The sequence below is a fragment of the Chloroflexus sp. genome (assembly GCF_034431535.1).
GTDB lineage: Bacteria > Chloroflexota > Chloroflexia > Chloroflexales > Chloroflexaceae > Chloroflexus.
This window is the reverse complement of record NZ_DAOUDC010000072.1, coordinates 72,524-96,274: the sequence shown is the minus strand read 5'-3', so window position 1 is coordinate 96,274 and position 23,751 is coordinate 72,524. Positions and strand designations below refer to the sequence as shown.

General features: G+C 58.3%; 22 protein-coding genes and 1 pseudogene. 11 read left to right on the top strand and 12 right to left on the bottom strand.

Annotated features, from left to right (window positions below):
- The first annotated feature begins 8 nt into the window (after nt 1–8).
- The 5 genes from U9R61_RS17870 (at nt 9) to U9R61_RS17850 (ending at nt 4,977) form a co-directional block, all read left to right on the top strand.
- Nucleotides 9–1,532, top strand: coding sequence for a PP2C family protein-serine/threonine phosphatase (locus tag U9R61_RS17870; RefSeq protein ID WP_322490169.1), 1,524 nt, complete (start codon nt 9–11; stop codon nt 1,530–1,532).
- A complete protein-coding gene (locus tag U9R61_RS17865) occupies nt 1,529–1,960 on the top strand; it encodes an ATP-binding protein (protein WP_322490168.1) in 432 nt (143 codons plus the stop codon). Before U9R61_RS17870 ends, U9R61_RS17865 begins: the two co-directional genes overlap by 4 nt.
- Before the next feature lie 14 nt (nt 1,961–1,974).
- Nucleotides 1,975–2,373, top strand: a complete 399-nt coding sequence (locus U9R61_RS17860) for a response regulator (RefSeq protein WP_322490167.1) — start codon at nt 1,975–1,977, stop codon at nt 2,371–2,373.
- 103 nt (nt 2,374–2,476) lie between these two features.
- Entirely contained in the window at nt 2,477–3,439 is a 963-nt protein-coding gene (locus tag U9R61_RS17855; protein ID WP_322490166.1) for a glycosyltransferase, read from the top strand.
- Nucleotides 3,436–4,977 (top strand): flippase, encoded by a 1,542-nt coding sequence (locus U9R61_RS17850; RefSeq protein WP_322490165.1) that lies wholly within the window; start codon nt 3,436–3,438, stop codon nt 4,975–4,977. The genes U9R61_RS17855 and U9R61_RS17850 overlap by 4 nt, the downstream gene beginning before the upstream one ends.
- A gap of 3 nt (nt 4,978–4,980) precedes the next feature.
- Here U9R61_RS17850 and U9R61_RS17845 read toward each other — a convergent pair whose 3' ends face one another.
- Nucleotides 4,981–6,324: an MFS transporter gene (locus U9R61_RS17845; protein ID WP_322490164.1), complete on the bottom strand. Its 1,344-nt coding sequence runs from the start codon at nt 6,322–6,324 to the stop codon at nt 4,981–4,983.
- Between the two features lie 121 nt (nt 6,325–6,445).
- Here U9R61_RS17845 and U9R61_RS17840 point away from each other — a divergent pair, with 121 nt between their 5' ends.
- The 5 genes and pseudogenes from U9R61_RS17840 to U9R61_RS17820 form a co-directional block, all read left to right on the top strand.
- Complete coding sequence (locus U9R61_RS17840) at nt 6,446–6,997, top strand: CvpA family protein (RefSeq protein ID WP_322490163.1); 552 nt, start codon at nt 6,446–6,448, stop codon at nt 6,995–6,997.
- Nucleotides 6,998–7,076: 79 nt separating this feature from the next.
- Nucleotides 7,077–9,539, top strand: a complete 2,463-nt coding sequence (locus U9R61_RS17835) for an endonuclease MutS2 (RefSeq protein ID WP_322490162.1) — start codon at nt 7,077–7,079, stop codon at nt 9,537–9,539.
- Nucleotides 9,540–10,047: 508 nt separating this feature from the next.
- Nucleotides 10,048–10,860: an indole-3-glycerol phosphate synthase TrpC gene (trpC, locus tag U9R61_RS17830; protein WP_322490161.1), complete on the top strand. Its 813-nt coding sequence runs from the start codon at nt 10,048–10,050 to the stop codon at nt 10,858–10,860.
- Between the two features lie 168 nt (nt 10,861–11,028).
- Entirely contained in the window at nt 11,029–11,415 is a 387-nt protein-coding gene (locus tag U9R61_RS17825; RefSeq protein WP_322490160.1) for a DUF4190 domain-containing protein, read from the top strand.
- Between the two features lie 147 nt (nt 11,416–11,562).
- A pseudogene (locus tag U9R61_RS17820) lies at nt 11,563–11,832 on the top strand (DNA adenine methylase); the annotation flags it as partial.
- 264 nt (nt 11,833–12,096) lie between these two features.
- On the opposite strand, the gene hpf reads toward U9R61_RS17820, so the two are convergent.
- The 3 genes from hpf to U9R61_RS17805 form a co-directional block, all read right to left on the bottom strand.
- Entirely contained in the window at nt 12,097–12,690 is a 594-nt protein-coding gene (gene hpf / locus U9R61_RS17815) for a ribosome hibernation-promoting factor, HPF/YfiA family (RefSeq protein ID WP_322490158.1), read from the bottom strand.
- A 334-nt stretch (nt 12,691–13,024) separates the two neighbouring features.
- Nucleotides 13,025–13,867, bottom strand: coding sequence for an MBL fold metallo-hydrolase (locus U9R61_RS17810; protein ID WP_322490157.1), 843 nt, complete (start codon nt 13,865–13,867; stop codon nt 13,025–13,027).
- Nucleotides 13,864–14,769 carry an MBL fold metallo-hydrolase gene (locus U9R61_RS17805; RefSeq protein ID WP_322490156.1) on the bottom strand — a complete coding sequence of 302 codons (906 nt, stop codon included), beginning with the start codon at nt 14,767–14,769 and terminating at the stop codon, nt 13,864–13,866. Before U9R61_RS17805 ends, U9R61_RS17810 begins: the two co-directional genes overlap by 4 nt.
- A gap of 151 nt (nt 14,770–14,920) precedes the next feature.
- On the opposite strand from U9R61_RS17805, the gene U9R61_RS17800 reads away from it, so the two are divergent.
- The gene (locus U9R61_RS17800) at nt 14,921–15,673 is read left to right on the top strand and encodes an LLM class F420-dependent oxidoreductase (protein WP_322490155.1); all 753 of its coding nucleotides are present in this window, start codon (nt 14,921–14,923) and stop codon (nt 15,671–15,673) included.
- Between the two features lie 78 nt (nt 15,674–15,751).
- Here the strand turns inward: U9R61_RS17800 and U9R61_RS17795 are convergent, their stop codons facing one another.
- The 8 genes from U9R61_RS17795 to lspA (U9R61_RS17760) all read right to left on the bottom strand — a co-directional run bounded on the left by U9R61_RS17795 (nt 15,752) and on the right by lspA (U9R61_RS17760) (nt 23,701).
- The gene (locus tag U9R61_RS17795) at nt 15,752–16,723 is read right to left on the bottom strand and encodes a hypothetical protein (RefSeq protein ID WP_322490154.1); all 972 of its coding nucleotides are present in this window, start codon (nt 16,721–16,723) and stop codon (nt 15,752–15,754) included.
- Nucleotides 16,724–17,480: 757 nt separating this feature from the next.
- Complete coding sequence (locus U9R61_RS17790; RefSeq protein WP_322490153.1) at nt 17,481–17,870, bottom strand: PPOX class F420-dependent oxidoreductase; 390 nt, start codon at nt 17,868–17,870, stop codon at nt 17,481–17,483.
- Nucleotides 17,871–17,921: 51 nt separating this feature from the next.
- Complete coding sequence (gene rsmA / locus U9R61_RS17785; protein ID WP_322490152.1) at nt 17,922–18,794, bottom strand: 16S rRNA (adenine(1518)-N(6)/adenine(1519)-N(6))-dimethyltransferase RsmA; 873 nt, start codon at nt 18,792–18,794, stop codon at nt 17,922–17,924.
- A 2-nt stretch (nt 18,795–18,796) separates the two neighbouring features.
- Nucleotides 18,797–20,584 carry a GAF domain-containing sensor histidine kinase gene (locus U9R61_RS17780; RefSeq protein ID WP_322490151.1) on the bottom strand — a complete coding sequence of 596 codons (1,788 nt, stop codon included), beginning with the start codon at nt 20,582–20,584 and terminating at the stop codon, nt 18,797–18,799.
- Between the two features lie 60 nt (nt 20,585–20,644).
- Complete coding sequence (gene mdh / locus U9R61_RS17775) at nt 20,645–21,574, bottom strand: malate dehydrogenase (protein WP_322490150.1); 930 nt, start codon at nt 21,572–21,574, stop codon at nt 20,645–20,647.
- Between the two features lie 89 nt (nt 21,575–21,663).
- Complete coding sequence (locus tag U9R61_RS17770; protein WP_322490149.1) at nt 21,664–22,614, bottom strand: RluA family pseudouridine synthase; 951 nt, start codon at nt 22,612–22,614, stop codon at nt 21,664–21,666.
- Nucleotides 22,611–23,186: a signal peptidase II gene (gene lspA, locus U9R61_RS17765; protein ID WP_322490148.1), complete on the bottom strand. Its 576-nt coding sequence runs from the start codon at nt 23,184–23,186 to the stop codon at nt 22,611–22,613. Before lspA (U9R61_RS17765) ends, U9R61_RS17770 begins: the two co-directional genes overlap by 4 nt.
- A 5-nt stretch (nt 23,187–23,191) precedes the next feature.
- Nucleotides 23,192–23,701 (bottom strand): signal peptidase II, encoded by a 510-nt coding sequence (gene lspA, locus U9R61_RS17760; protein WP_322490147.1) that lies wholly within the window; start codon nt 23,699–23,701, stop codon nt 23,192–23,194.
- Between the last annotated feature and the right edge of the window lie 50 nt (nt 23,702–23,751).

Here is a 23,751-nt window from a genome sequence, read left to right as displayed (position 1 = left end):
GCAGCTGTATGTTGGTTTCCCTCCTCAGTTCACAATACAGCCGGATACAGACGATTGCCGAAGCATGGATCGCGCAGGGGGCACAAGCCTTCGGCGTCTACGAACATGGCCGACCTCTCGTCTATTGGCCATCTGGTCAACGTATGCTGCCGCCGGATCTCACGGCTGCGATCTACCAGTATGACGAGATTGTCGGCGAGCTGCACCTGAGCGGGTTGCGGAACGAGGCGGCACGGCGGCGGTTACAAGCTGACGCCAGTTTAATCGGCTACATCCTGCAGCTCGAATACGAATTACAGTGTCTAACAGCAGATTTGGTCACGAGCCAAGATCAGCAACTTGCCCTTTACCGATTGACCCAAGCAATGCGCGATCTAGTAACCATTCGCGAAACCCTAACTGCGGTGGTAAGCGAAGCGCAACGCATGCTGAAGGGTAGATCAGGATTCGCCGCTTATATCCCAACGCATGGGGGTGATCCGCTGATTGTGCAATCAGCCGAGAATAGCTTGAACACCGAAGCGATCTGGCGGCTGTACTGGCAATTACAAACCGCAGATCGTCCGCTGTTATTAAGTGAAGAAGATGGCGATTTGCGCCGCCCGCCCGGAGTGCGCAACCTGATGCTGATACCAATTCGCGTACGCGGGATGGTCATGGCATGCTTGGGTATCATGGATCGCGCCGATCGGTTCGGCACGCCAGAATTGAAGCTTGGCCGGGCAATTGCCGATCAGGCAAGCGCCCAGATTGAGCGCATCTTGTTATACCAAGAGATGGTCGAGCAAGCCCGGCTGCGCAGCGAGATGGATCTGGCCCGGCGCGTGCAAACTGATCTTCTGCCGCGCTCGTTGCCCAACGTGAGCGGTCTTGATATCTACGCCTATTCACGCCCAGCCCTGCAAGTGGGCGGCGATTTCTTTGACTTCATCAACCTGCCGAACCACCCATTCATCTTTACCATCGGCGATGTTAGTGGCAAGGGCGTTTCAGCGGCGCTGTTAATGTCAATGACGCGCACCGCGCTCCATAGCAAAGCGCAATTTATGCCTGCGCCGACGCCGGCGCTGGTGATGCGACAATCGAATGAAGATCTCTACAACGACTTCACCCGCATTGGCGTCTTTGCAACCGTGTTTGTTGGCCAATATGATGATGCCGAACGAGTCATTACTTATGCGAACGCCGGCCACGCTCCGGTGATCTACCGGCCACGCAATGGACGCGCTGAATTGCTCTTGGCCGACAACACAGCGATTGGCATCTTGCCGGTTAATCATTTTCAAAACCGTTCATTGGCGATAGAGGACGGAGATCTCCTGATTGTCGCTACCGACGGGTTTAGCGATGCACGCAATGACCAAGATGAATTATTCGGCATCGAGCGACTATTGGTAGCAGTTGATGAATTGGCCGCCCAACCGGCGCAGGCCATTACCGATGCTCTCTTTCGAGCCATCGACCAATTTAGCGCCGGCCATCCGCAAGATGATGATCAAACCCTCATCGTGCTCAAAGGAGCAGCACCGTGAGTCTGCAACACAGCGAAGTCATCCGGCTTGATTTGCCGGCCCGCCCGGCCTACCTCCATCTGCTGAGCGAAACTATCGCTGAATTACTGCGGCAGATAGGAGCGTCTGATGAGGCATTAGTATATAATGTGCAACTGGCAGCCCATGAAGTCTGCACCAACATTGTCAGCCATGCATATCGTAACCGTCGCGCTGGCGAAGGACGTATTGCGATCACGCTTGCCCTCCATCCGCAACCGCTGAGGCTTGAAATCGAACTGCAAGACACCGGCGAATCATTTGATCCGGAACTGGTGCCTCAACCTAATCTTAGCGAAGCGCAAATTCACGGCTATGGCATGTTCCTGATCCGCCATCTTATGGATAGGGTGAGTTATACTACGCGCCCTGACGGCAATCATTGGCATTTGATGAAACGTCTGGCATAGAGGAGACAACAGCCATGACAACTATCATGATAGTTGACGACTACGTTCCCAGTCATCGCTTGATGAGCTTTGTGCTCGAACAGTACGGCTATGTTGTTGTTACTGCGCTTGATGGCCAGCAGGCGTTGCATCGTCTCGACTCCTTTCCAGTTGATCTCGTGATAACTGACCTGACGATGCCAAGGATGGATGGGATCGAATTAGCGCGCGCCATCCGGGCTCATACGCGCCACGCTGAACTACCGATTATTATGATCACTGGCAGCGTCAAAGAGCAAGATGAAGTAAAAGCGGCTGGTGTCGGCGTTAATTCCTTTCTCACCAAGCCGGTCGATTCTGATGATTTGATCAACGAGATTCAACGACTCTTATACCCCATCCCGGTGCGAACCATAGCATCATCTGAAAGGTGACGGTCTCGTTAAGTACGACCGGCCACCGTTTCAGCAAAGTGTCAACTATCAGGCGTACACTGCTGCCGTCAGCGGTTATGGGCAGTAATTAGGCAGTAATACTATGCATACGCCGGCAGTTGATGTTGTGATTTCGACCTACGAACGTGGCGCAGTGATTGATGCCACGATCACGAGTCTCCGCCAAAGTGCATATCCGCATTTTACGCTTTGGGTGCTCGACCAGAGCAAAGATGACCGAACTGAACAATGTGTGCGTGCGCATGCCGCTAGCGACGCGCGGATCAGATATCTGCGCCGGCCGGTGTATGGCATTTCGGCGACCCGTAATGCCGGCGCTGCTTTAGGCAATGCTCCCTACATCCTGTTCACGAACGATGATTGTGTTCTTGATCCGCATTGGATCACCGGTTTGGTGAGCGAATTGCGCCACGATCAGGTCTGGCTTGCTTTCGGCGCAGTGTATCCGGGAGTACAGCCAACCACTAGCGACGAATTGGTGCTTGGCACCTGCAGCGGGCCACGCCGCGTCTTTCATCAAAATCGGTTTAACCTCTCTTTTGGTCACGGCCACAATATGGGTGCGCGGCGGGAAGCCTTTGAACGCTTAGGCGGCTTTGATGAGTTGATTGGGGCTGGCGCGCCGCTCGGCGCATGGGAAGAGCGTGATCTCGGCTATCGCGCATTGAAAGCTGGCGGTTGGATTGTGTTTACGCCGCATGCCATTGCATACCATCATCACCTTCAGAATTGGCAAGGCGTGCGCCGGAGCTATCGCGCCTATGGCATCGGCACCGGCGCTGTCGCCGGCAAATACCTGCGCTGTGGTGATGTGGGCGGGCTGGTCATGCTAGGTGAGTGGCTGTTTAGCCAAGGGTTGCGCCAAATCGCTTCCGGCATTTTGAAATGGCACCGTCGTGATAAAGTGTTGCTTGGGCTTGATCAGCTCTATTATCCATTTGCCGGCTTGAGCAAAAGCTGGAAGTATGCGATCAATCACGCGTCGTGCTGCTACGTTCCAATCGCCCAATTAGCTGATCAGTCGCAGAGAGGAGTGAAACTGTGAGCGCTGAACCATCACCCAACGCCGGCTCGCCGCCGCCAATCAGTGGAGCGCGGCTGGCGCGCAATGCCAGCGCTATGATGGCCGCCCAGTTACTCACGTGGAGCATGGCGTTTTTGGTGGCTATCTTTCAGCCCCGCATTCTTGGCCCGCTCGCCATCGGCCAACTCTCGATTGCGTTCTCAATCTGGATGATTGCCGGCGTGTTAATCACGTTTGGCATGGATACCTACCTCACCAAGGTTATTGCCCGCGATCCTCAGCACACCGGCGCCTTGGTAGGGACGAGCATGCTGGTGAGGGTGGCGCTATGGGCCATTGGGTGTCTGGTTGTTTTCGGTTACGATCTGCTTGCAGTGGCGGCTGATCCTACCCAAACCGCGCTGATCTGGATAGTCGGGATCACGACTCTGCTCACTGTGCTTAGCAGCGGCTTGATCGCGGCGCTCAACGGGCTAGAGCAGACGCATTATGTCTCGTTGGTCTCAGTGATCAGCAAGATTGTGCTCACGATCGTGAGCCTTGGCCTGCTCTTCGCCGGATTTAACGTGATCTGGATCGGCTGGGCAAATGTGCTGGCAGCGCTGGTCGCTTTGGCGGGCGATGCATTTTTCCTCTTTCGCCAACACCCCCCCCGCTGGAGGATTGATCTGGCTGCGGCGCGCAGTATGCTGCTCGCCTCAAAACAATATCTAGTGACGGCATTGACACTGATGGTCTATCAGCAGATTGACCGACTCTTTATCGCGCTTTTCGCCTCAACCGAGGCGGTAGGCTGGTATGGCACGGCTGTCAACCTTTTTGGCACGTTGATGTTCTTTCCAATGGCGATTGGCACCGTCATTTTTCCCACACTGACCCGCCGCTTCGCCGCTGGTCAAGATCATCTGAGCCAAGCGGCCCGCCCGATTTTTAACATTATGCTGGCGCTCAGTATGCCAATCGGATTGGGATTGTTGGCGCTGGCTGAGCCAATCGCGCTGCTACTCTACGGCGAGGCCTTTCGCCCGACTGGCATGGTGCTGGCCGTGCTGGGGTTGGTGTTGATCTGCACCTACCTCAACACGGTGCTGAGCCAGTTGTTGATCGCCGCTGAACGAACTGCGGCACTCAATATGATAATGATCGCCGCGACCATCGCCACCTTGCCGCTCGACTTTGTGTTGGTGCCTTGGACAGATCAGGCGTTCGGGAATGGCGCACTGGGCGGCGCGCTAGCCTACACCATCACTGAGTTGGGCATTTTAATTGCAGCGATTAAGGTATTGCCGAAAGGCACGCTGGGAGCGCAAAACTGGCGGGCCAGCGGCCTCACCGGCTTGGCTGGGATCGGGATGCTGATCTCGATCTGGTGGCTGCGGGAATCGGCCTTTTTCTTCCTCGCTGTGCCATTGGGTATGGTGGTGTATACCGGCCTTGTACTCGCGTTACGGGCTTTGCCTGCTGAAGACATGGCTATCATCAAAGAGGCGCTTACCAAGGCCCTCGAACGGCTTCCGTTTCTACGCCGCAAGCTGGCCGCCATCCCGCCCAAAGCCTAACCGCTAACGCGCTAACACGCGCCAGAATGCGACCACCATCACAATCCGGCCGATCATCGTGAGCGCAAACAGCGTTGCCAACCCGCTCACGGCCAGCGGCCCCAAGGCAATGGTGACGCCGGCCATCGCTTGGCCGATGGCGCCGCCGGCCAACGAGGCCAGCAACGTACCAAAGCCGGTGAGCAGGCTAAAGATCGCCATCGCCGCACCCCGCTGCGCTGCCGGCGCCCGCCCCATCAAGAGGTTGCCTAACCCTTGATTCACCCCCGGCCAGAAGACTCCAGAGAAGATTGAAGTCAACCACAGCGGCACGATATTGTCAGGGGTCGAGAGGACCCAACCCAAGGGCAGCGGTATTGTCCCCATAACGCACGCCGTCACCACCAACCGGTAGCCGTAGCGATCCATCAACCAGCCGGCCAACGGTGAGAAAAAGAGGGCGACCGCATTGGTCACCACGCCAGTGAGCGCCAGCAGCGAGAAATCGAGCCGCAGGGCAGTGAGGCCGTAGGCGTTAAAGAAGGGGGCGGCAATGCCGGTGACTAAGGCCCAGCCAGTCGCCAGCACGGTAAAACTCCGGAAGCTGGCATCGCGCAATGGATCAAACAAAAACGCGCTCACGCCGTTCCACGGGCGCGGAGTAATGGGCGGTTCAGGCTGGCGCGCAATCAGCAGCGCCGCACCAAACGCCGCCAGCACCGCCACGCCAAAGATGACGGCATAGCCCTGCGCTGTAGCGCCATCGGCGCGAAACCGGTCGAGCGCGAGACCGGCAACGTAGACGCTGACCATGGCGCTGATCCCGACTACCGTGTTGCGGATGCCAAAATAGCTGCCGCGCCGGTTGGGCGGCACCAGATCGCTCATCCAGCTCATCCACGCATTGCCGGCCATGCCGTTGAGGCCGTAGGAAAAGCCAAGAGCAATGAAAAAGACGGTTAATTGCCATGCTGTCGGCCAACCGGTAAACGGCAAGCAGAGCAGAAATACCCAGACCAGCCGGCCAGCCAGCACTGCATAGAGCACAATCGCGCGCCGATTGGCGAAACACGCTTCGAGGTAGGCGCTGAGAAATTGAAAGAGCTGACCAATAAACGGCAGCGCCCCCAACAAGCCGATTTGGAAATGATTGGCGCCGAGCAAGATGGCAAACCCGCTAAGGAAGACGCTGCCACCAATGGCGCCGGTGATACTGATGTGAATGTTGGCAATCGCCCCTTCCCAAATGGAGATTGTCAGGCCACGCTGCACTTCCGATGGCAGTAACGGGCGCGGGGTAGAAGGCGCTGGGGCGGTGTGATCGGTCGTTGCGGCGGCTGGGCCGGCAACATCGGTTTGGCTTGTCATTGTGACAACCTCATAGAACCATAGACGCGCTGCGAACCAGAAATGGGTAAGCCAGTATGCTATAATCGGCTAGCATGTCTTTGCGCTATAGACAGAGATTAGCGCCGGGAGAAATGGAATTATGAATATCATCGATCTCCTCTTCGTTGTGCTCTTCTTCGGCGCGCTGGCGGTAGGCTTTTTTCAGGGCACCGTGCGGCTGCTGTTGATCATCCTCTCGTTTTATCTCAGCACCGTGCTGGCCAGCTTGTACTACCAGAGTCTGGCCGATATCTTTGTGCGCGAACTAGGCGGGCAACGTTTCGTCAGCCAATACGTCGCCTTTGCACTGATCCACATGCTCTGCTTTATCGTGCTCACCTTTGTCGGTATCTACACCTTCCGCTACGTGCATACCCCGCACCATCTTGAGATGGTTGACCGCATTGTCGGCACCGCACTCGGCCTTATCATCGGCGGGATGATACTGGGGCTGACCGCCGTTCTGCTCTGGAACCTCTTCATTGTGCGCGGGTTTGCCAACATCGATTACCCAATTACGCGCTGGCTCGGCGGTCAAATCGGTGCCTCGCTGATGTTGCGGTTCTTTGCCAATGCCGTTTTACCCAGCCTGTACGAGATTGTTGATCCGGTGTTGCCCGATGCGGCGCGGATCATCTTTCAAGTGCAGTAATCAACCTTGCGGCTGATGGCGCGATCGCAGCGCTAATGGTAGGCTGAACGCAGGAACGGCTGGGTTCAACGGTACGAGTATGTCGATCCCGGAATCATCGCTGCATACGCTTGAATTTGACGCGATCCGCGACCGCCTAGCGCACTATACCGCGTTTTCGGCCTCGCGTGAACTGGCCTTAAGTCTGACTCCGGCCACCGATCTGGCCGAGGTGCGCCAGCGGCAGGCGCTGACCGCCGAGGCGCGCTTGTTGTTGGAAGCGTGGCCGGAATTGAGCATCGGCGGGGCGCGCGATGTGCGCCGGGCGGTGCAGCATGCCGCGCGCGGCGGCATCCTCGACGGCGTTACCTTGCGCGAGATTGCCGCTACCTTGCAGAGCGCGGCGCTGTTGCGCCAGCGCCTCAGCCGGCTTGACGCGCGCTTTCCGCATCTGATTGATCGTGGCAACACGTTGCCGGCGTTGCCGCAGGTGGTCGAAGCGATTGAGCGAGCGATCGATGATGACGGGCAGGTGCTCGATAGCGCCAGCCCTACGCTGGCCCGCTTGCGCCATGAGGTGCGAGTGGCCTTCAACCGTCTGCACGAGCGCTTGCAGAGCATGATTCATTCCAGCGCGCTGGCCAATGCCCTGCAAGAGCCGATTGTCACGGTGCGGAACGGGCGGTATGTCATTCCGGTCAAGGCTAGCCACCGGCGCGAAGTGCGCGGGTTGGTGCATGATCAGTCCGGTTCGGGGGCGACGCTCTATATCGAGCCAATGGCGGTGGTTGAGCTGAATAACCGCTGGCGCGAGTTGCAATCGGCGGAAGCGGAAGAGGTGCAGCGCATCCTCAGCACACTCTCAGAGCAGGTTGGCGCGGCGGTGAGTGCGATTACCAGCGCCGTCAGTACCCTCGCTGCGCTCGATCTGGCGTTCGCGCTGGCCCGTTATGCGATTGCCACCCGCAGTATCGCACCGGAGATTGTCGAATGGCGGCCTGACGATCCGCCACCTGCCGAACCGCCCTTCCGGCTGACCCGCGCTCGTCACCCGCTTTTGCCTACTGACACGGTGGTACCGATCGATCTGTGGCTCGGCGGCGAGTTTTCAATCCTGTTGATTACCGGCCCAAACACCGGCGGCAAAACCGTGGCGCTCAAGACAGCCGGCTTGCTGGCGCTGATGGCGCAGGCCGGCATGCAAATCCCTGCTGATCAACCCTCGCGCCTGCCAGTCTTTCAGTATATCTTCGCCGACATCGGCGATGAGCAGAGCATCGAGCAAAGCCTGAGCACTTTTTCGTCGCACATGGCGAATATCATTCGCGTGTTGCAGACGCTCGACGCAGCGCAACAAGCGCCGCCGGCGCCTGACGAGCAGGGTCTGTTCGATCATCGCCGTTCGGTAGCGTTGGTCTTGTTCGACGAGCTAGGGGCGGGCACCGATCCGGTTGAAGGCGCGGCGCTGGCGCGAGCGATCATTGGCCGGCTATTGGAATTGGGAGTGCTGGCGATCGCGACGACCCACTACGCCGAATTGAAGGCGTTTGCCTACACCACGCCGGGAGTGCAGAACGCTTCGGTCGAGTTTGATGTCGAAACGCTAGCGCCCACCTACCGGCTGAGCATCGGCATTCCCGGTCGCTCGAACGCGCTGGCGATTGCGGCCCGGCTGGGGCTTGATCCGGCGCTGATCGAGCAGGCGCGCTTGTTCATTGACCGCAAAGAGGCGCAAGTCGAAGACCTGCTGGCCGGCATCCAACGCGAGCGCGACGCTACCGCGGCGGCGTTGCAACGCGCCGAAGAGCTACGCGCCGACGCCGAGAAGTACCGTGACCGGCTGGCCGCCGAGCAGCAGGCGTTTGCCGCCGAACGCGAGGCGGCATTGGCCGCGGCTCGCCAAGAGATCGAGGCCGAACTGCGCGAGGCGCGCCAGCAATTGCGCCGGCTGCGCGAAGAATTCCGCTCGGTCAACATCTCGCGCCAATGGCTGGAAGAAGCGGAAAAGCGGTTGGCCGCCGCCGCCGAACAATCCCAGCAAGCCACCGAGAAGCTGCGCCAGAAGCATGCTCCTACTGCGCCGCCGCCCCCCGCCGAACGTCCGCTACAAGTTGGGGATACGGTGCATATCGCTTCGATCGGCCTCAATGGCGAGATTGTTGCCATCGATCAGGAAGATGGCACGGCCACCGTGCAAGTGGGCGGCTTCCGCATGACGGTCAAGCTCAGCGAACTCAAGCGCACCAAAGCGCAGGCCAGCGACGAGCGGCGCTACACCCCCCCCGAACGCAGCGTCAACCTGCCCAGCGCCCCCGACGTCTCAATGACCTTCGACATGCGCGGCTGGCGCGCCTCCGAGGTCAGCGACCGGCTCGACCGCTACCTCAACGACGCCTATCTGGCCGGCTTGCACCAAGTGCGCCTCATTCACGGTAAAGGCACCGGCGCGTTGCGCCAAGTTGTGCGTGATGTGCTGGCCACCCACCCGCTAGTAGCTTCGTTTAGCAGCGGCGGGCGCGACGGCGGCGAGGGGGTGACGATTGCTACGCTGATTGAGCAGTGAATCGAACGACCGGTTATTCAGCAATAGGACACGGATCAACCCGGATGATACGGATGTGCCCGAATCAGGCGTGGAGCACGGCCTCGCTCTGGTCATGACGAGCCCCATGGCGGCGCAGCAAGCTCCCGCAAGCACGGAGATAATCTGTTCAGCCATCTCTCCCGCCGCAGCGAGAGATGGCTACGGGGGCTGCGCCCCCTCGCTATGACCACCGATTACGCCCCGCTCCGGTCATTGCCAGCCTCCCACGGCGACGAAGCAAGCTCCCCCTCAATGCGACTGCTTTGCCGTGCAGCTTAGCAAGAAGACACAGCTAAAAAATAGGATTGGGCATTATGTTGGCAAGACCGCTCCCGCCCGACACGGGAACGATCCAGCGAAACGGGAGAAAATGCGGACATGGATTGACACAGATCGGCGTAAATCCGTCGCACCCGTGCCAATCCCGTGTCCCATTCATGTGATGATACAATACCCCTCAGCACCCTCACAGCGCCAAGGAACACGTATGAGCGAACCGACTATTCTGGAACAGATTCTGGCCCATAAACGGATCGAAGTAAGCCGCCAGCAAGCGAAAATCCCGCTGGCGGCCCTACAAGACAAGATTCAGCGGATGCCGACGGTGCGCGATTTCGCCGCTGCGCTGCGCCGCTCGCCGGCCACCGCGCTGATCGCCGAGGTGAAGAAAGCCTCGCCGAGCCGTGGCGTTTTGCTGGCCAATTTCGACCATCTGGCCCTTGCCCGTACCTATGTCGCCAACGGCGCGACGGCCATCTCGGTCTTGACCGACCAGCGCTTTTTTCAGGGCAGCCTGACCTATCTGGCCGGCATTCGCGCCTTACCAGAGGTGCAAGCCGCCGGTACTCCTCTGCTGCGCAAAGACTTCCTCATCGATCCGTATCAGGTGTATGAGGCGCGTGCGTATGGCGCCGATGCCGTCTTGCTGATTGTCGCCGCACTCGATGATGCTAGCTTGAGCGAGCTCTTCGCGTTGACCTACGAACTCGGCATGCATGCGTTGATCGAAGTGCATACCGTTGCCGAATTGGAACGGGCGCTGCGCCTGAACCCGCCGATCATCGGCGTCAACAACCGCGACTTGCACCGTTTTATCACCGACCGGGCCACCACCAAAGCCATTGCCGATCACCTGCCCGTTGGGCCGCAGCGCCCGGTGGTGGTCAGCGAGAGCGGCATCTTTACGCCGGAACATGTCGTCGAAGTTCGTGGGTATGGCGCGGACGCGATCTTGGTCGGCGAAGCCTTGGTGACGGCCCCCGACATCGGTGCGCAGGTGCGCGCATTGGCGACGGCGTAAGCTTGCAGTGCATTCGGCCCGGGGATCTCCGACCCGCAGCGTCCGCAGCCGTTGTCGCACCCGCGAACGCTATCTGCTTACGCTTTGGTAATACCAGTGCATACCATAATAAGTGACATGCCCAGTCACCAGACGCGGAGCGCGATTGTTGACAACAAGGAGCTTACTGTGCGACAGTGCCCTAGCTGCGGTCATACCATCACCGGCGCTGAACGGTTCTGCCCGGCCTGCGGCCAAGCGTTGGCGGTAGCGGTCTGGCAACCAGCGCCAGCGATTGACGCCACCCTGCCGATAACGCCGGTCCGCAACAGCCGGTTGGCGATTGCCAGCCTGATCTGCGGCATCACCACGTGGATACTCTTCTTCATTCCGCTCTTGCTCGCCGTGCCGGCGATCATTTGCGGCCATCTCGGCCAGAGCGCCGTCAAGCGCGGCAATGGCGAGCTTACCGGCAGCGGGTTGGCCCTGTTCGGATTGGCGCTGGGTTATGCCCACGTTGCCTTGACGATCGTGGCGTTGTGCGTAGGAGTAGCGGTGATGGCGGTAGGGGTGTGACGTATCTTAGAGGAGTTTGGCATGAGTGCAATTAAGCACGCATCAGATTAACCAGAAGGAAAGAAGCGCGGATTATCGCCAATTTATCTCAACGATATCTTTGGCAATCCTGCTATTGTCTACCCGCGCTAGCGCCAGCGCAAACGCATCGTTTTCGGCTGGTATGGCGGCAAGTTCAATCACCTTGACTGGTTATTACCCTTATTGCCGGCATGCCACTCCTATTGGGAACCGTTTGGCGGCTCGGCGGCTGTATTGCTCAATCGCGATCCAGCGCCGGTGGCAACTTATCATGACATTGATGGCGATGTAGTTAATTTCTTTCGCGTTCTGCGCGATCACTACGAAGAACTTACGCGGGCCATTGCGCTCACCCCATTCTCGCGCGAAGAGTTTTATCTCGCGATGGATGGCGATGATCACGACATTCTCGAATTACGACCTTGGATACGCTATCTCCTGAGCATCACTGGCGCAACAAGACGGCAAACGTTTGTTAAAAATTCATCGAATTAATAGATAGGAATAACATTTCTTCTGTTATCAAAACCGCTTGGAATGAAGCGATGAAACAAGTGCTAGCGCAATAACAACTCAAATGTGCATGATCTCCTCTCGCATAAACACCCCTCCCCCCGCGTGAGCGAGGGGAGGGGCTGGCGGGGAGGGGCTGGGAGAGGGTTAGCCGACTTCCGGCACGATCACCCCGTAATTACCGTCGCGCCGGCGGTAGAGCACGCTGATCTGCATCGTCTCAGCGTTCTGGAAGATAAAGAAATTGTGGCCGAGCAGCTCCATCTGCTCGATCGCATCATCAACGAACATCGGGCGCAAGCGGAAGGTCTTGGTGCGGATCACCTTCGCCTCTGGTTCAGGCTCGGCAGGCGCAGCCACGGCCTCGGCCTCCGCCTCGGCAATCGCCACCTCTTCGGCGGGCGTAAACCCATTCGTTGCCCGTCGCAGCTCGCGGCTGCGCCGCCAATATTTCTCTTTATAGCGAGAAATCTGGCGCTGCAATACCTCCTGCACTTCATCGATGGCGGCATAGAGGTCGGATGCGCGCTCTTCGGCGCGCAGGATCACGCCGTGCTCGGCAACCAGCGTCGTCTGCACCCGATAGACTTCGCCGGCATTCCGCTGTTGTTCATGTTGGATTTCGACGGCGATGCTGGTAATGCCGTTAAGATAACGCCCCAATTTGGCGAGTTTCTCTTCGATGTGCTCGCGTTGACGCTCTGAGATCTTGCCGTTCCGGCTCTTGATGGTGAGTTCCATCGCATTCCTCCATCCGCTGTTGCCAACCCGTCATTGGGTGGCCGGGCGATAAAAACAACCCGGCCCCCGCCATCAGCGCGGCGAGGACCGAGCTATTTCTCAAAAGGCCATCAGTTGCGGAGCATTGCGGCTGACCAAAGGGGTCATAAAGCCTCACTCCTGAATGGGTGCTACTCCCATGTAGCACTCGCTGAAGAGCTTTGCCAGTATTCTACTACGCCACCAGCCGTCTCGCAAGATAGGAAGAGTGGGAAACTGTTCACCATGGGCATTATTTGTATACGATGGTTGCCGATCACAGAGCACACGTTTGCCAACGATAAGAGACGGAGCCTCACACGACCAATTCCATCCCCTCGGCTGCCGCGACCACTTGCAACGAGCTGCGCTGCGCTGCGAGTTCGGCGCTGAGCCGCGCAACAATCGCATCAAGTTCATCGTCGGTGCGATTCGGGGCATGGTGAAACAGCAATAACCGCTCAACGCCAGCAGCTTGGGCAACTTCGACGGCGTCTTCGATCCGGCTATGGCCATAGTCTTCGAGCTGCTCGGTGCGAAGATAGGGGGCGCTATGGATCAGCACATGCGCATTGCGCGCAAAGGCGATCGCCTCCTCACGAATACCATCTTCGCCGTAGCGTACATCAGTAATATAGACCAACACCCGGCCCTCTTCTTCCAGCCGATAGGCCCAGATTGGCGAATGCTGGCGGCGCGAGAGGGGCAGGGCGCACACCAGCAAGCGACCGATCGTAAACGGCTCGGTTGAGATGGTCGTAAACCGGTGCGTCGCGCCAATATGGGCCAACCCATACACCGGTGAATAGACCGGCGAGAGCATACCATCGTACACCATCTGCAACGAGCCGCGCGTGCTATCGGGGCCATAGATATCGAGGCGATTGCCGGGGACATGCACCACGCCGGGGAAGGGCAAACCGAGAATATGATCCCAATACGTATGGCTAATCAACAGCGTCAACGTGCCGCGACCACGGCCAAACTCGCCTTGCATCAATTCATCGCCCAACATACAAAAGCCGGTGCCGGTATCAAGCACCACCAATTCGCCATGTTCACCGATGACGGCAGTGCAGCAGGTATTGCCGCCGTACCGCAGCATAGCGGCATGCGGCGTCGGCACATAGCCGCGTACCCCCCAAAACTGCACCTTCATGGCTTCCTCCACAACTCCATACCCTCAAAGGCTGCCGTCACCAGCAATCCCGGCGCAGCGAGCGCTTGCTGTTCGGCCACAATCCGATCCAGTTCTTCATCGGTGCGGTGAGGATCGTGGTGAAACAAGATCAACTGGCGCACCTGCGCCTCTTCAGCGATTTCACGAGCTTGGGTTGCGCTACTGTGCCCCCAATGCGGAAAGCGCGCGTATTGGGCATCGGTGAATTGGGCATCGTAAATGAGCCAATCAGCGCGGTAGGCCAATTCAAGGATGGCCGCTTTCATCGCCGCCAATTCGCGCAATTCGCTTTGGCTGCGCGCCGTGGGTTGGCCAGTCCACTCAATCCGCTCCTCACCGAAGAGCACCGTGTGGAAGGGGCCAGTATCGGGAATAAAGGTCAGCACGCCATCAGGCGTTTCGAGCCGGTAAGCGAGCGCGCGGTACGGATGGTTGGCCAGCGCCGTGCGCACCTGCACCGGCCCCAATTCAAAGCAATGACCGGTGCCAATTTCAAAAAAGTTAATCTGCGCGCGCAAATCATCCATATTCAGCGGCAAGAGCGGATCGCTCAACGCGCCGGCCAAGGTCGTCCGCAGACTCGACTGGGTACGCGCCAAACCATAAATGTCGAGTTTCAAATCTGGATCAAACAGGGGTGCAAAAAACGGGAAACCTATGATATGATCCCAATGGGTATGGGTAATTAAGAGATCGAGCTGCCGTGGTGCCTGCTCTTGCGCAAGTGAATCGCCTAACATACGCAGGCCAGTGCCGGCGTCGAGAATAATATGGCGCCCTTCCGCCACTACCTCCACACAGGTAGTATTCCCGCCATACCGCAGCATACTGGCGTGGGCAACTGGATACGAGCCGCGCGTGCCCCAGATACGAACTCTCATCGGTGCGCCCGTGTAGATTGTCGTACAATGAAATGCTGCTGCGCAACGTGATGCAGCTCTGCATTTCACAGTTTACAGCATAAACGTAGTTTGTGAATGCTTTTTAAAGGATCATTTTACCGGTCAAGCGCGTAATCAGAAAGGTGAGGTTATGGCTCGATTTCGGGTTGGCGTCCAACTCCATCCACAGCATACCACGTGGGAGTCGTACCGTGATGCCGTGCGTTATGCCGAAGCGATCGGCTGCGATACGATCTGGAATTGGGATCACTTCTTTCCGCTCTATGGCCCGCCAGATGGCCCGCACTTCGAGGGTTGGACGCTCTTGACCGCGATGGCGACCATCACCCAGCGCGCCGAGATCGGCTGTTTGGTGACGTGCAACAGCTATCGTAATCCGGCGCTGCTCTCGAATATGGCCAAGACGGTTGATCACATCAGCGGGGGGCGGCTGATCCTCGGGCTTGGCGCCGGCTGGTTTGAACGTGATTATACCGAGTTTGGCTACACCTTCGGCACTGCCGCCGATCGCTTGCGCGCCTTGCGCGAAGCATTGTCGATCATCAAAGCGCGCTGGGAGGTCGATCAGCCGCCGCCGCTGCGCCGCATCCCGATCTTGATTGGTGGCGGCGGTGAAAAAGTCACCCTGCGGATCACCGCCGAGCACGCCGATATCTGGCACGGTTTCGGGCCGGTCGAAAACTTCAAGCGCAAGAATGAGATTCTTGACCAGTGGTGCGCTCAGGCAGGCCGTGATCCAGCTGCGATCGAGCGCAGCGTCTCGCCGCGCGCAGGCGAGCCGATTGAGCCATACCTTGAAGCTGGCGCAACGCATATCATTATCGGTCTGGGTGAGCCGTGGAACTTCGCGCCGGTAGAGGAGCTGCTCAAGCTGCGCGATTAACCGGCGACGCTAAGGCGCACCGAGAGGACGGGGCAGCAGACTAAGCCCTTGCCCGCGGTGCGCCTTGACACAGAGCATTCACCGCAACGTCGCATACCATTCAGTATAGAGTTCTTGAAAACTCTTGCCGTAGATCCCGCGGTAATTGGCCGAGCCGGGAGCGCGCCCGCGACCATTGGCATACAATGCATTGAACTTATCCCAGCCGTAGGTACGAGCCAGATATTCGACAAACCCGGCCCACATCTCGTAAGCGGCCATCGAATCGGCGATACCGGCTAAGGCCGCTAGATTGCCGCGATAACCGGCTTGGTATAACTCGCGCGCGCGGGCTTGAAACGATGGCGAATCGGACAAGCTCAGCCAATATTCGCCCGAAATCCACGTCGCCAACCCTTCCAACAACACCAGATCAGAGCGGCCCTGCTCTTCGCGACCATACGCCTCGGCCTGCAAGGCGTGCGCGAGCTCGTGGGTGGCGATCACTAATGCCTTGTAGGTATCGTCGTTGGGGCCGTAGAAAAGGCGAATATTCGTGCGATCGTGGGTGTAGGCAATGCCGCGGGTATCGCTCGTCGGGGCTAAAGCCGGATTATAGAACCCGATCGAGACGCGGTCGGTCAGTTGGACATCAAACCGGCGTTGCAGATAACCAAGCGCGTACTCGATCTTGACCGCCAAGTCACGCACCTGATCGGCGCTAAACGTACCCCGACCAACGTAGAAATCGATCCGGCGCCCGGAATAAACCAATTCACCGGGCAAGACTGGGCCGCGACCGGGCAGGAAGCTGGTTGGCGCAGTTTTGACATCGAACGACTCGAGGAACTCGCGCCGGGCAAGGGTGGGGGTCAGGGTTGGTTCGGGGATCGGCGATGGCGAAGGCGTGGCGGTAGGGAGCACTTCTACGGTTGGCGTCTCGAGCGGCGGGAGATCAGCCACCTTTGTCGCCGGAGGCGGGGTAGGCGGTGTTGCCGCCATCAAGACCACCAGCAGCAACAAGGCTAGCACGGGCAGGAGCGCAAGCAGAGCGCGATTCGGACGTTTCACCCGATCTCTCCTGTGTCGCGCAACGAGGCGCTGAGAGCCATGGATCGCCATCAGTCGCCATCTTATACCACCACTTGCGCACAACTGTCAAATCGTTTGATGGCCATTGGTCGAGCAACTGATGGGACATAGAGATTTAGGAGGCAATTGTGCGTTGGCAGATCGCTTGCTGAACGACAAGGCGCCGGTTGGCGTCGTGAAGGCTGCAGGCGGCAAACCGATCCCCTTGTGAACACGAGAGGCGACAATTTTGATGTGGCGATTTATCTTGTGGGAGCCACACCGCTGCGCGGCGCGACGGTATTTAGCGAGCTGCCGCACGATTCAAGGGCGGCCAGAAAGCCTAATCATAGATGCGTTTGACGGCTTTGGGAGGCGCTGTTGCGCTCTCACCCCCAGCCCATCTTCCACTGGCGCGGGAGAGGGGCGTGCAGCGCCGAGCGTTGAGGCATCGCACAACGATCAACGGTTGAGATCGATCAGATCGCCGGTTGTCTAAACAGGAGCTTGCTGCGGGCGCTGCGCGTCCTCGCAAGGACAGCGAGAGATCGGGTTCGCCCTCACCTCCAGCCCCTCTCCCACTAGCGCGGGAGAGGGGCGTGCAGCGCCAAGCGTTGAGGCATCGCACAGCGATCAACGGTTGCACGCGACCACATGTTCTGTCTAGCCATTCAGCCGCACGGCAGGGACCGTCCTTATTGGGTGATGATTCATCGATTGGGAGCCGCACTGCCGTGCGACTCGACAGGGATCGTTTTTATTCGGCTGGGGAAATTTCGATCCACGCCCGTTCGACGCCGCGCACATTCATGAAAAAATCGAACATCGCCTTCATCAGGCCATACTTATCATCGAGGGCATCACGCGCCACCTTGGCCTCTTCAGGGGGCAGAATGCGCGCCCGCGCCTGAACGGTCGGCCCCAACGGCTTACCGGCGCGATCCGACGGCCCAACTTCGACTTGCGGATTGTTACGGATGCGTTTGACCTTGCCGGCATTGGCGGTCGTCATCACATACAGCTTGCCATTGCGTTCGGCAAACCAAACCGGTGTCACCACCGGCTGGCCATTTTTGCGGAACGTGATCAAATTGGCATATTCGTGCCGGCGGAGACCGGCGAAATAGGATGTCGTCTGCTCGGCCACAGCTTCCTCCAGAGGTATAGACGTACGAACCAACAGTTGGCTCTCTTAGTACTATACCTCCGATTCGGGTAAAATGGCGAGCAAGTTCGCCCATTCGGCCAATGTCACCGTTTCGGCGCGGCGTTGGGGGTCAATCCCGGCAGTGCATAGCGCCGCCGCCACCTGTTCACGAGTGATAGTGATGCCTAACGCGGCTAAGCCACTCGGCAAGGCATTGCCTAATTGCTTACGAGCATGGAGGAAACCGGCCTTAATCAACCGGAAGAGGGCATTGACATCAGCCACCGTCACTGCCGGCTGCGCGCGGCGTTGCAGGCGCAAGATCGCCGAATCGACGGCAGGTGCGGGGAAGAAGCTGCTGGCAGGCACGCGAGCCACGATCGCAGGTTCGGCGTAAAACTGGATCGCATGGGCCAGCACGCTATAATCGCCGGGGCCGGCGCAGATGCGCTGGGCAACCTCCCATTGCACCAGCAACACACTGAGCTCAGGCGGAACGGTCGCTTCGAGGAAATGGCGCAGCAGCGGCGCAGTAATCGCATAAGGGATATTGGCAACCAGTTTGTAAGGCGGCGTAGCGCCAGCGCGGGCCAGCAGATCAGCCGGAGCCAGATCAAGCACATCACCCTGCACCAACGCGAGATTGGCGCGATCGCGGAACTCGGCGGCCAAGCGGTCAGCCAACCGGCGATCGAGCTCAACGCAAATCACCCGGCCTGCCCGTGCCAGCAACTCCCACGTCAACACACCCAACCCCGGCCCCACTTCGATAACGGTATCGGATGGGGTCAGCGCAGCTTCGGCGACAATGGTTACCAGCACATGGCCATCGAGCAAAAAATTCTGACCCATGCCACGGGTTGGGCGCAGATTGAGTGCGCGCAACGCGGCGCGGATCCGTTGCGGATTGAGATAGGGGTTCACGATTATTCAACCGGCACAAAGATGGTGATGCGGGTGCCCTTACCGGGTGTCGAATCAATCTCGGCGCGACCGCCGGCTAACCGGGCTCGCTCATCGATATTCAAGAGACCGAAACTGCCGCGCTTCTCGTAGCTTTTGAGCAAGGCCGCTTTATCGAAGCCAACGCCATCATCTTCGATCACCACTTCCAGCATCTTATCTTGCAACTGCCGCAAACGCACCCAAATATGGGCGGCATTAGCGTGCTTAATCGCATTGGTGACCGATTCTTGGATCATGTTAAATAACGCGCCCTCCACCTTTGAGCCGAGACGGAGCTGATCAATATCGCTGGCTTCGAGAATGATAGCCGTCTTGCCGGCTTTGGCGCGCAACCGATCCAGATACTGCTCTAACGTCACCTTCAAGCCCTGCGTTTCGAGCATCAGCGGGCGCAGCTCAAACAGCATCGTGCGCACCTCATAGTTGGTACGCTTGGCAATCGTGCTCAACTCATCAAGTTCGGCCAACGCTTGGGCTGGATCGCGTTCAAGCAAGCGTTTGATAAACTCGGCCTTCATCGTGATGACGGCCATTGATTGGGCGGGGCCATCGTGCAGATCGCGCGCCAACTGGTGGCGCACCTCTTCCTCACGTGAGAGCAATTTTTCCCGTTCTTCTTTGAGATCGAAAATCAGTTGCGCATTGTGCAACGCGACGATAGCATAATTCGCTAACGCCATCAACATCTCGGTCTGATCCATTTGCAGCATGTGATCGGTGGCGACTACAAACAGACCATAGGCACGCATCCCTGCTTGGAGAGGAATCAGGGCCGCCGAGACGCAATCACGCAGCGCGCCGATCTGTTGCAACGACGGAAACTGGGCAAAGGAGGTAATCGTCTGAGCCATATTGGCGCGCAATGCTGTCGCCAAGCCAGCATCCATCTGCACGGTGCGATTCAGATCACCCGGCGCCAGATTGGAGCCAAACGCGACATACAGCTCATTTGGCCGGCCAGAGGAAAGCAACACCACACCGGCGCGATAGGGCACAATTTTACGGCTTTCACGCAGCAGCGTATCAAGCACCTGCCGATAATCGGCGGTTGTTCCCAACGCCAGCGCCACGTGGTAGAGCGAGCGCATCTGATCGCGGTAGGCATTGGCTTCTTGCAACGCCCGTTCAGCCTCTTGTTGGGCCTGCGCGACACGATAGCGATTGGCTTCGCTTTGGCGTTCAGCCAGATTTCCCGTCACCCACGGCACAATCGCCAGCGTCAAACCACGCAATGCCAGCGCCACATAATCGAGCATGGTCATCAATGCTTCAGGCGCAATCAGCCGGCGCCAGCCGATAAAGGCGGCCATATACGTGACTGCCGCCAATGCGCCCGAAAGGACGCCAATGTGGAGCGGCTGCCGGATAGCAGCATAGGTCAGTGGCACCAAATAGAGCGGAAAAAAGATCACAATCCGCTCGCCGCCCAAAAAGGCCATCAGTGAAATGAAGGCAATATCAAACAGGTATGACAAGCTTACAAGGCCGGCAGCGAGCGGCACAAACGCCAACAAGGTAAAAATCAGCGCAAACCCGGCATACAGCCAAAAGATCAAATCTAACGATTCTAAATCGCCATTGATCGGCCAAAGACTACCGTTGGTCAGAAATTGGGTAACGATACCAAGCAAGATAATCATCACCCAGCGCGCCATGGCATAGAAGCGCTCGCCGCCTAGCGGGCTCCACGCCGATGTTGTGCGTTGTGATGGCGATGATTGCATTGACGATTGCGCCGAACTGGCCATAGCAGTATTCGCAAACAGAGAGGCGGCGGCACGAACCGGCGTGCCACCGCCGCACTGATATTACAACGACTTCAACGTCTCAAGCGTCGTCCGCACCGCCTTCACCGAGGCGTTCAGCAGCACCAATTCTTCTTCGTTGAGCGGCAACTCGATAATCTTCTCGACCCCGCCGGCGCCCAACACCACCGGCACGCCGAAATACATATCGTTCAGACCGTATTGGCCGGTCAGATATGCCGCCACCGGCACCACCCGCTTCTTATCCTTCAAGATTGCCTCAACCATTAGTGTCGTCGAAGCAGCCGGAGCGTAGTAGGCACTGCCGGTCTTGAGCAGATTGACAATCTCGCCGCCACCCTTGCGCGTCCGCTCAACGATCTGAGCCAGCCGGTCAGGCGCAATGAATTGACTCACTGGAATGCCGCCGATGGTCGAGAAGCGGGGCAAGGGCACCATCTCGTCACCGTGGCCGCCCATCAGCATCGCCTGCACATCTTCGACCGAAACGCCAACCTCCATGGCGATAAAGGTGCGGTAGCGCGCCGCATCGAGCACGCCGGCCTGCCCCATCACCCGCTCTTTGGGGAAGCCGCTCACCTCAGCCGCCAGATAGGTCATCGCGTCCAGCGGGTTGTTGACCATAATAATGAATGCGTTTGGCGACAGCGGCGCCGCCTTGCTAATGCAATCGCGGGTAATATCGGCATTGACCTTAATCAGATCCTCGCGACTCATACCCGGCTTGCGCGGCGCGCCGGAGGTGACAACAATAACGTCGGAATTGGCGGTATCGGCATAATCGTTGGTGCCGATCACCCGCACATCGTACCCCTCTACCGGCGCTGCCTCATAGAGATCAAGCGCCTTACCCTGCGGCACGCCCTCGACAATATCCAACAGCACGATGTCGCCTAGTTCTTTGGCGGCCAGCCAGTGCGCCGTCGTCGAACCGACAAACCCTGCCCCGATAATGCTGATTTTTTTGCGCATAACCGTCTCCTCACATCTTCGCGGCGCCAGTTATGGAATGCGACGGAGTGCGTCGTTGCCATACCTGCGCATTGTAGCACATTGTGGGCTTAGTGCGTTGATGCAACCATTTGTAAATGGTTGAGAACAGATGATAGATCGGGCGGCAGGGGCGCAGTGAATTGCCGCCATTGCCCATCACGCGGGTGAAACAGGCCCAACTCGCCGGCATGCAAAAACTGGCGCGACAGGTGCAGATGCTCGCGGCGCGGCCCATAGACCGGGTCGCCAACGATCGGATAGCCGAGGTGACGCAAATGCACCCGGATCTGGTGCGTGCGGCCGGTTTCGAGTTGCACTTCGAGCAAACTATAATCGCCAAAGGCAGCGATCACCCGATAATGGGTGCGCGCCGGGCGGCCATCGCTCACCACCGCCATGCGCAGCCGGTCACGCGGATCGCGGCCAATCGGCGCATCAATCGTGCCCGCGGCTGGCGGACGACCAATCACCAACGCCTGATAGATTTTGCGCATGCGTCGCGCCTGTTGTTGTTCGACCAACGCGCGTAGGGCGGCATCGTGTCGGGCAATGACTAACAAACCAGATGTGTCGCGATCGAGACGATGGACAATGCCGGGGCGAACCTCGCCGCCAACCGCCAAATCGGGGTAGCGGGACAAGAGGGCATTCACCAGTGTGCCCCGTCCATGGCCCGGCGCCGGATGCACGACCATACTGGCTGGCTTGTTGATCACGGCAATATCGGCATCTTCGTACACTACGTCAAGCGGGATCGGTTCGGCCACCAGTTCGGTCGGCACGGGCGGGAGAATGGTGACGTGAATAGCTATGCCGGGGCGTACCGGCTGGCTGGCGCGGGTTGGCCGGCCCGCATAGAGCACCATTCCCTGCTCGATCAAGCGTTGCACTTGCGCCCGCGACAGATCAGGCAACGTCGCCGCCAGAAACCGGTCGATCCGCTCGCCGCTCACCTCGGCAGGAACGATCACTAGCCGTTCATCAGCGTCGAGCCATTCCAACACGCTGGCGTCGTTCATGACGGCGACTCCGAATTACGATTGCGCGGCTCGGCGGGCAGTGATGTTTCGGGATCACGGCTCAACAACTCGCTGAGCAAACTATCATCGACCGGCTCGGGTTCGGCTGGCTCTGGTTCATCGCCAATGAAGATAACATGAAAGGCCAATGCCGCGACGCCGAGCGAGATCGCGCTATCGGCTAGATTGAACACTGGCCACCAACCGATCTGAATAAAATCGATCACATACCCCTGCCGAATCCGGTCAAAGAGGTTGGAAATCCCGCCGCCGAAGATCAATCCGACCGCAGCCGTTACCCACCGCGACTCAGCAGGGAGGAGATGTTGATACGTGTAGGCCAGCAAGATGAGCACTAAGCCGGCGCCAACCGAGAGGACACCGCCTTGGTCGGGGAAGAGACCAAACGCGACCCCCGTATTCTCGTGATAGGCGAGCTGAACCCAATCAAAGAACAGTGGGATCGGGCGATTGGCACGCGCTAGCACACCGCTCAACCAGACCTTGCTCAGTTGGTCGAGCAGAAAGATCGGTATTGCCACTAGAATGAGCATCCTCCAACGGGTGCGCATCGCCATCACTGTGACATCATCGCTTGCCGCACACGGCGGAGAGCGATCTCATCAAGCGCGTATTGCAACATCAAGAGAGCCGCACCAACCGTAATCGCGCTATCAGCGAGATTAAAGATCGGGAACCAACCGACTTGAATAAAATCGACCACATACCCCAACCGGATCCGATCGATCACATTGCCCAAGGCGCCGCCAAGGATCAACCCCATTGCGATCTGCACGAGCCGGCGCCGGTTAGGTAATTGCGTTATGTAGAGATAGATCGCGCCAGTGATGATCACCAACGCAACGATGGTCAATACGTCTGACTTGCCTTGAAACAAGCTAAAGGCAATCCCCGTATTATGTGAATACGCCAGCCGGATATCGTTGCCAATCAGTGGAATAAAGCGGGTCATCGTTTCAGGGCCAAGGGTGGCGACAATCCAGCGTTTTGATGCTTGATCGAGGGCAACCACTAGCGCGGCGACGAGTAATGGCGTAATCCAGCGAGCTTGCACCAGTGACTTCACTATTACGTCCCTTCCTCACGAATCTGATCTCGTTTTCTCTCATTATAACG

Coding starts and splice junctions, on each gene's coding strand:
- U9R61_RS17840 (WP_322490163.1), top strand. CDS start 6,446: ATGAATATCATCGATCTCCTCTTCGTTGTGCTCTTCTTCGGCGCGCTG.
- trpC (WP_322490161.1), top strand. CDS start 10,048: ATGAGCGAACCGACTATTCTGGAACAGATTCTGGCCCATAAACGGATC.
- U9R61_RS17805 (WP_322490156.1), bottom strand. CDS start 14,769: ATGAGAGTTCGTATCTGGGGCACGCGCGGCTCGTATCCAGTTGCCCAC.
- U9R61_RS17810 (WP_322490157.1), bottom strand. CDS start 13,867: ATGAAGGTGCAGTTTTGGGGGGTACGCGGCTATGTGCCGACGCCGCAT.
- U9R61_RS17800 (WP_322490155.1), top strand. CDS start 14,921: ATGGCTCGATTTCGGGTTGGCGTCCAACTCCATCCACAGCATACCACG.
- mdh (WP_322490150.1), bottom strand. CDS start 21,574: ATGCGCAAAAAAATCAGCATTATCGGGGCAGGGTTTGTCGGTTCGACG.
- U9R61_RS17870 (WP_322490169.1), top strand. CDS start 9: ATGTTGGTTTCCCTCCTCAGTTCACAATACAGCCGGATACAGACGATT.
- U9R61_RS17770 (WP_322490149.1), bottom strand. CDS start 22,614: ATGAACGACGCCAGCGTGTTGGAATGGCTCGACGCTGATGAACGGCTA.
- U9R61_RS17855 (WP_322490166.1), top strand. CDS start 2,477: ATGCATACGCCGGCAGTTGATGTTGTGATTTCGACCTACGAACGTGGC.
- U9R61_RS17845 (WP_322490164.1), bottom strand. CDS start 6,324: ATGACAAGCCAAACCGATGTTGCCGGCCCAGCCGCCGCAACGACCGAT.
- hpf (WP_322490158.1), bottom strand. CDS start 12,690: ATGGAACTCACCATCAAGAGCCGGAACGGCAAGATCTCAGAGCGTCAA.
- lspA (WP_322490148.1), bottom strand. CDS start 23,186: ATGCGCACCCGTTGGAGGATGCTCATTCTAGTGGCAATACCGATCTTT.
- U9R61_RS17835 (WP_322490162.1), top strand. CDS start 7,077: ATGTCGATCCCGGAATCATCGCTGCATACGCTTGAATTTGACGCGATC.
- U9R61_RS17860 (WP_322490167.1), top strand. CDS start 1,975: ATGACAACTATCATGATAGTTGACGACTACGTTCCCAGTCATCGCTTG.
- U9R61_RS17780 (WP_322490151.1), bottom strand. CDS start 20,584: ATGGCCAGTTCGGCGCAATCGTCAATGCAATCATCGCCATCACAACGC.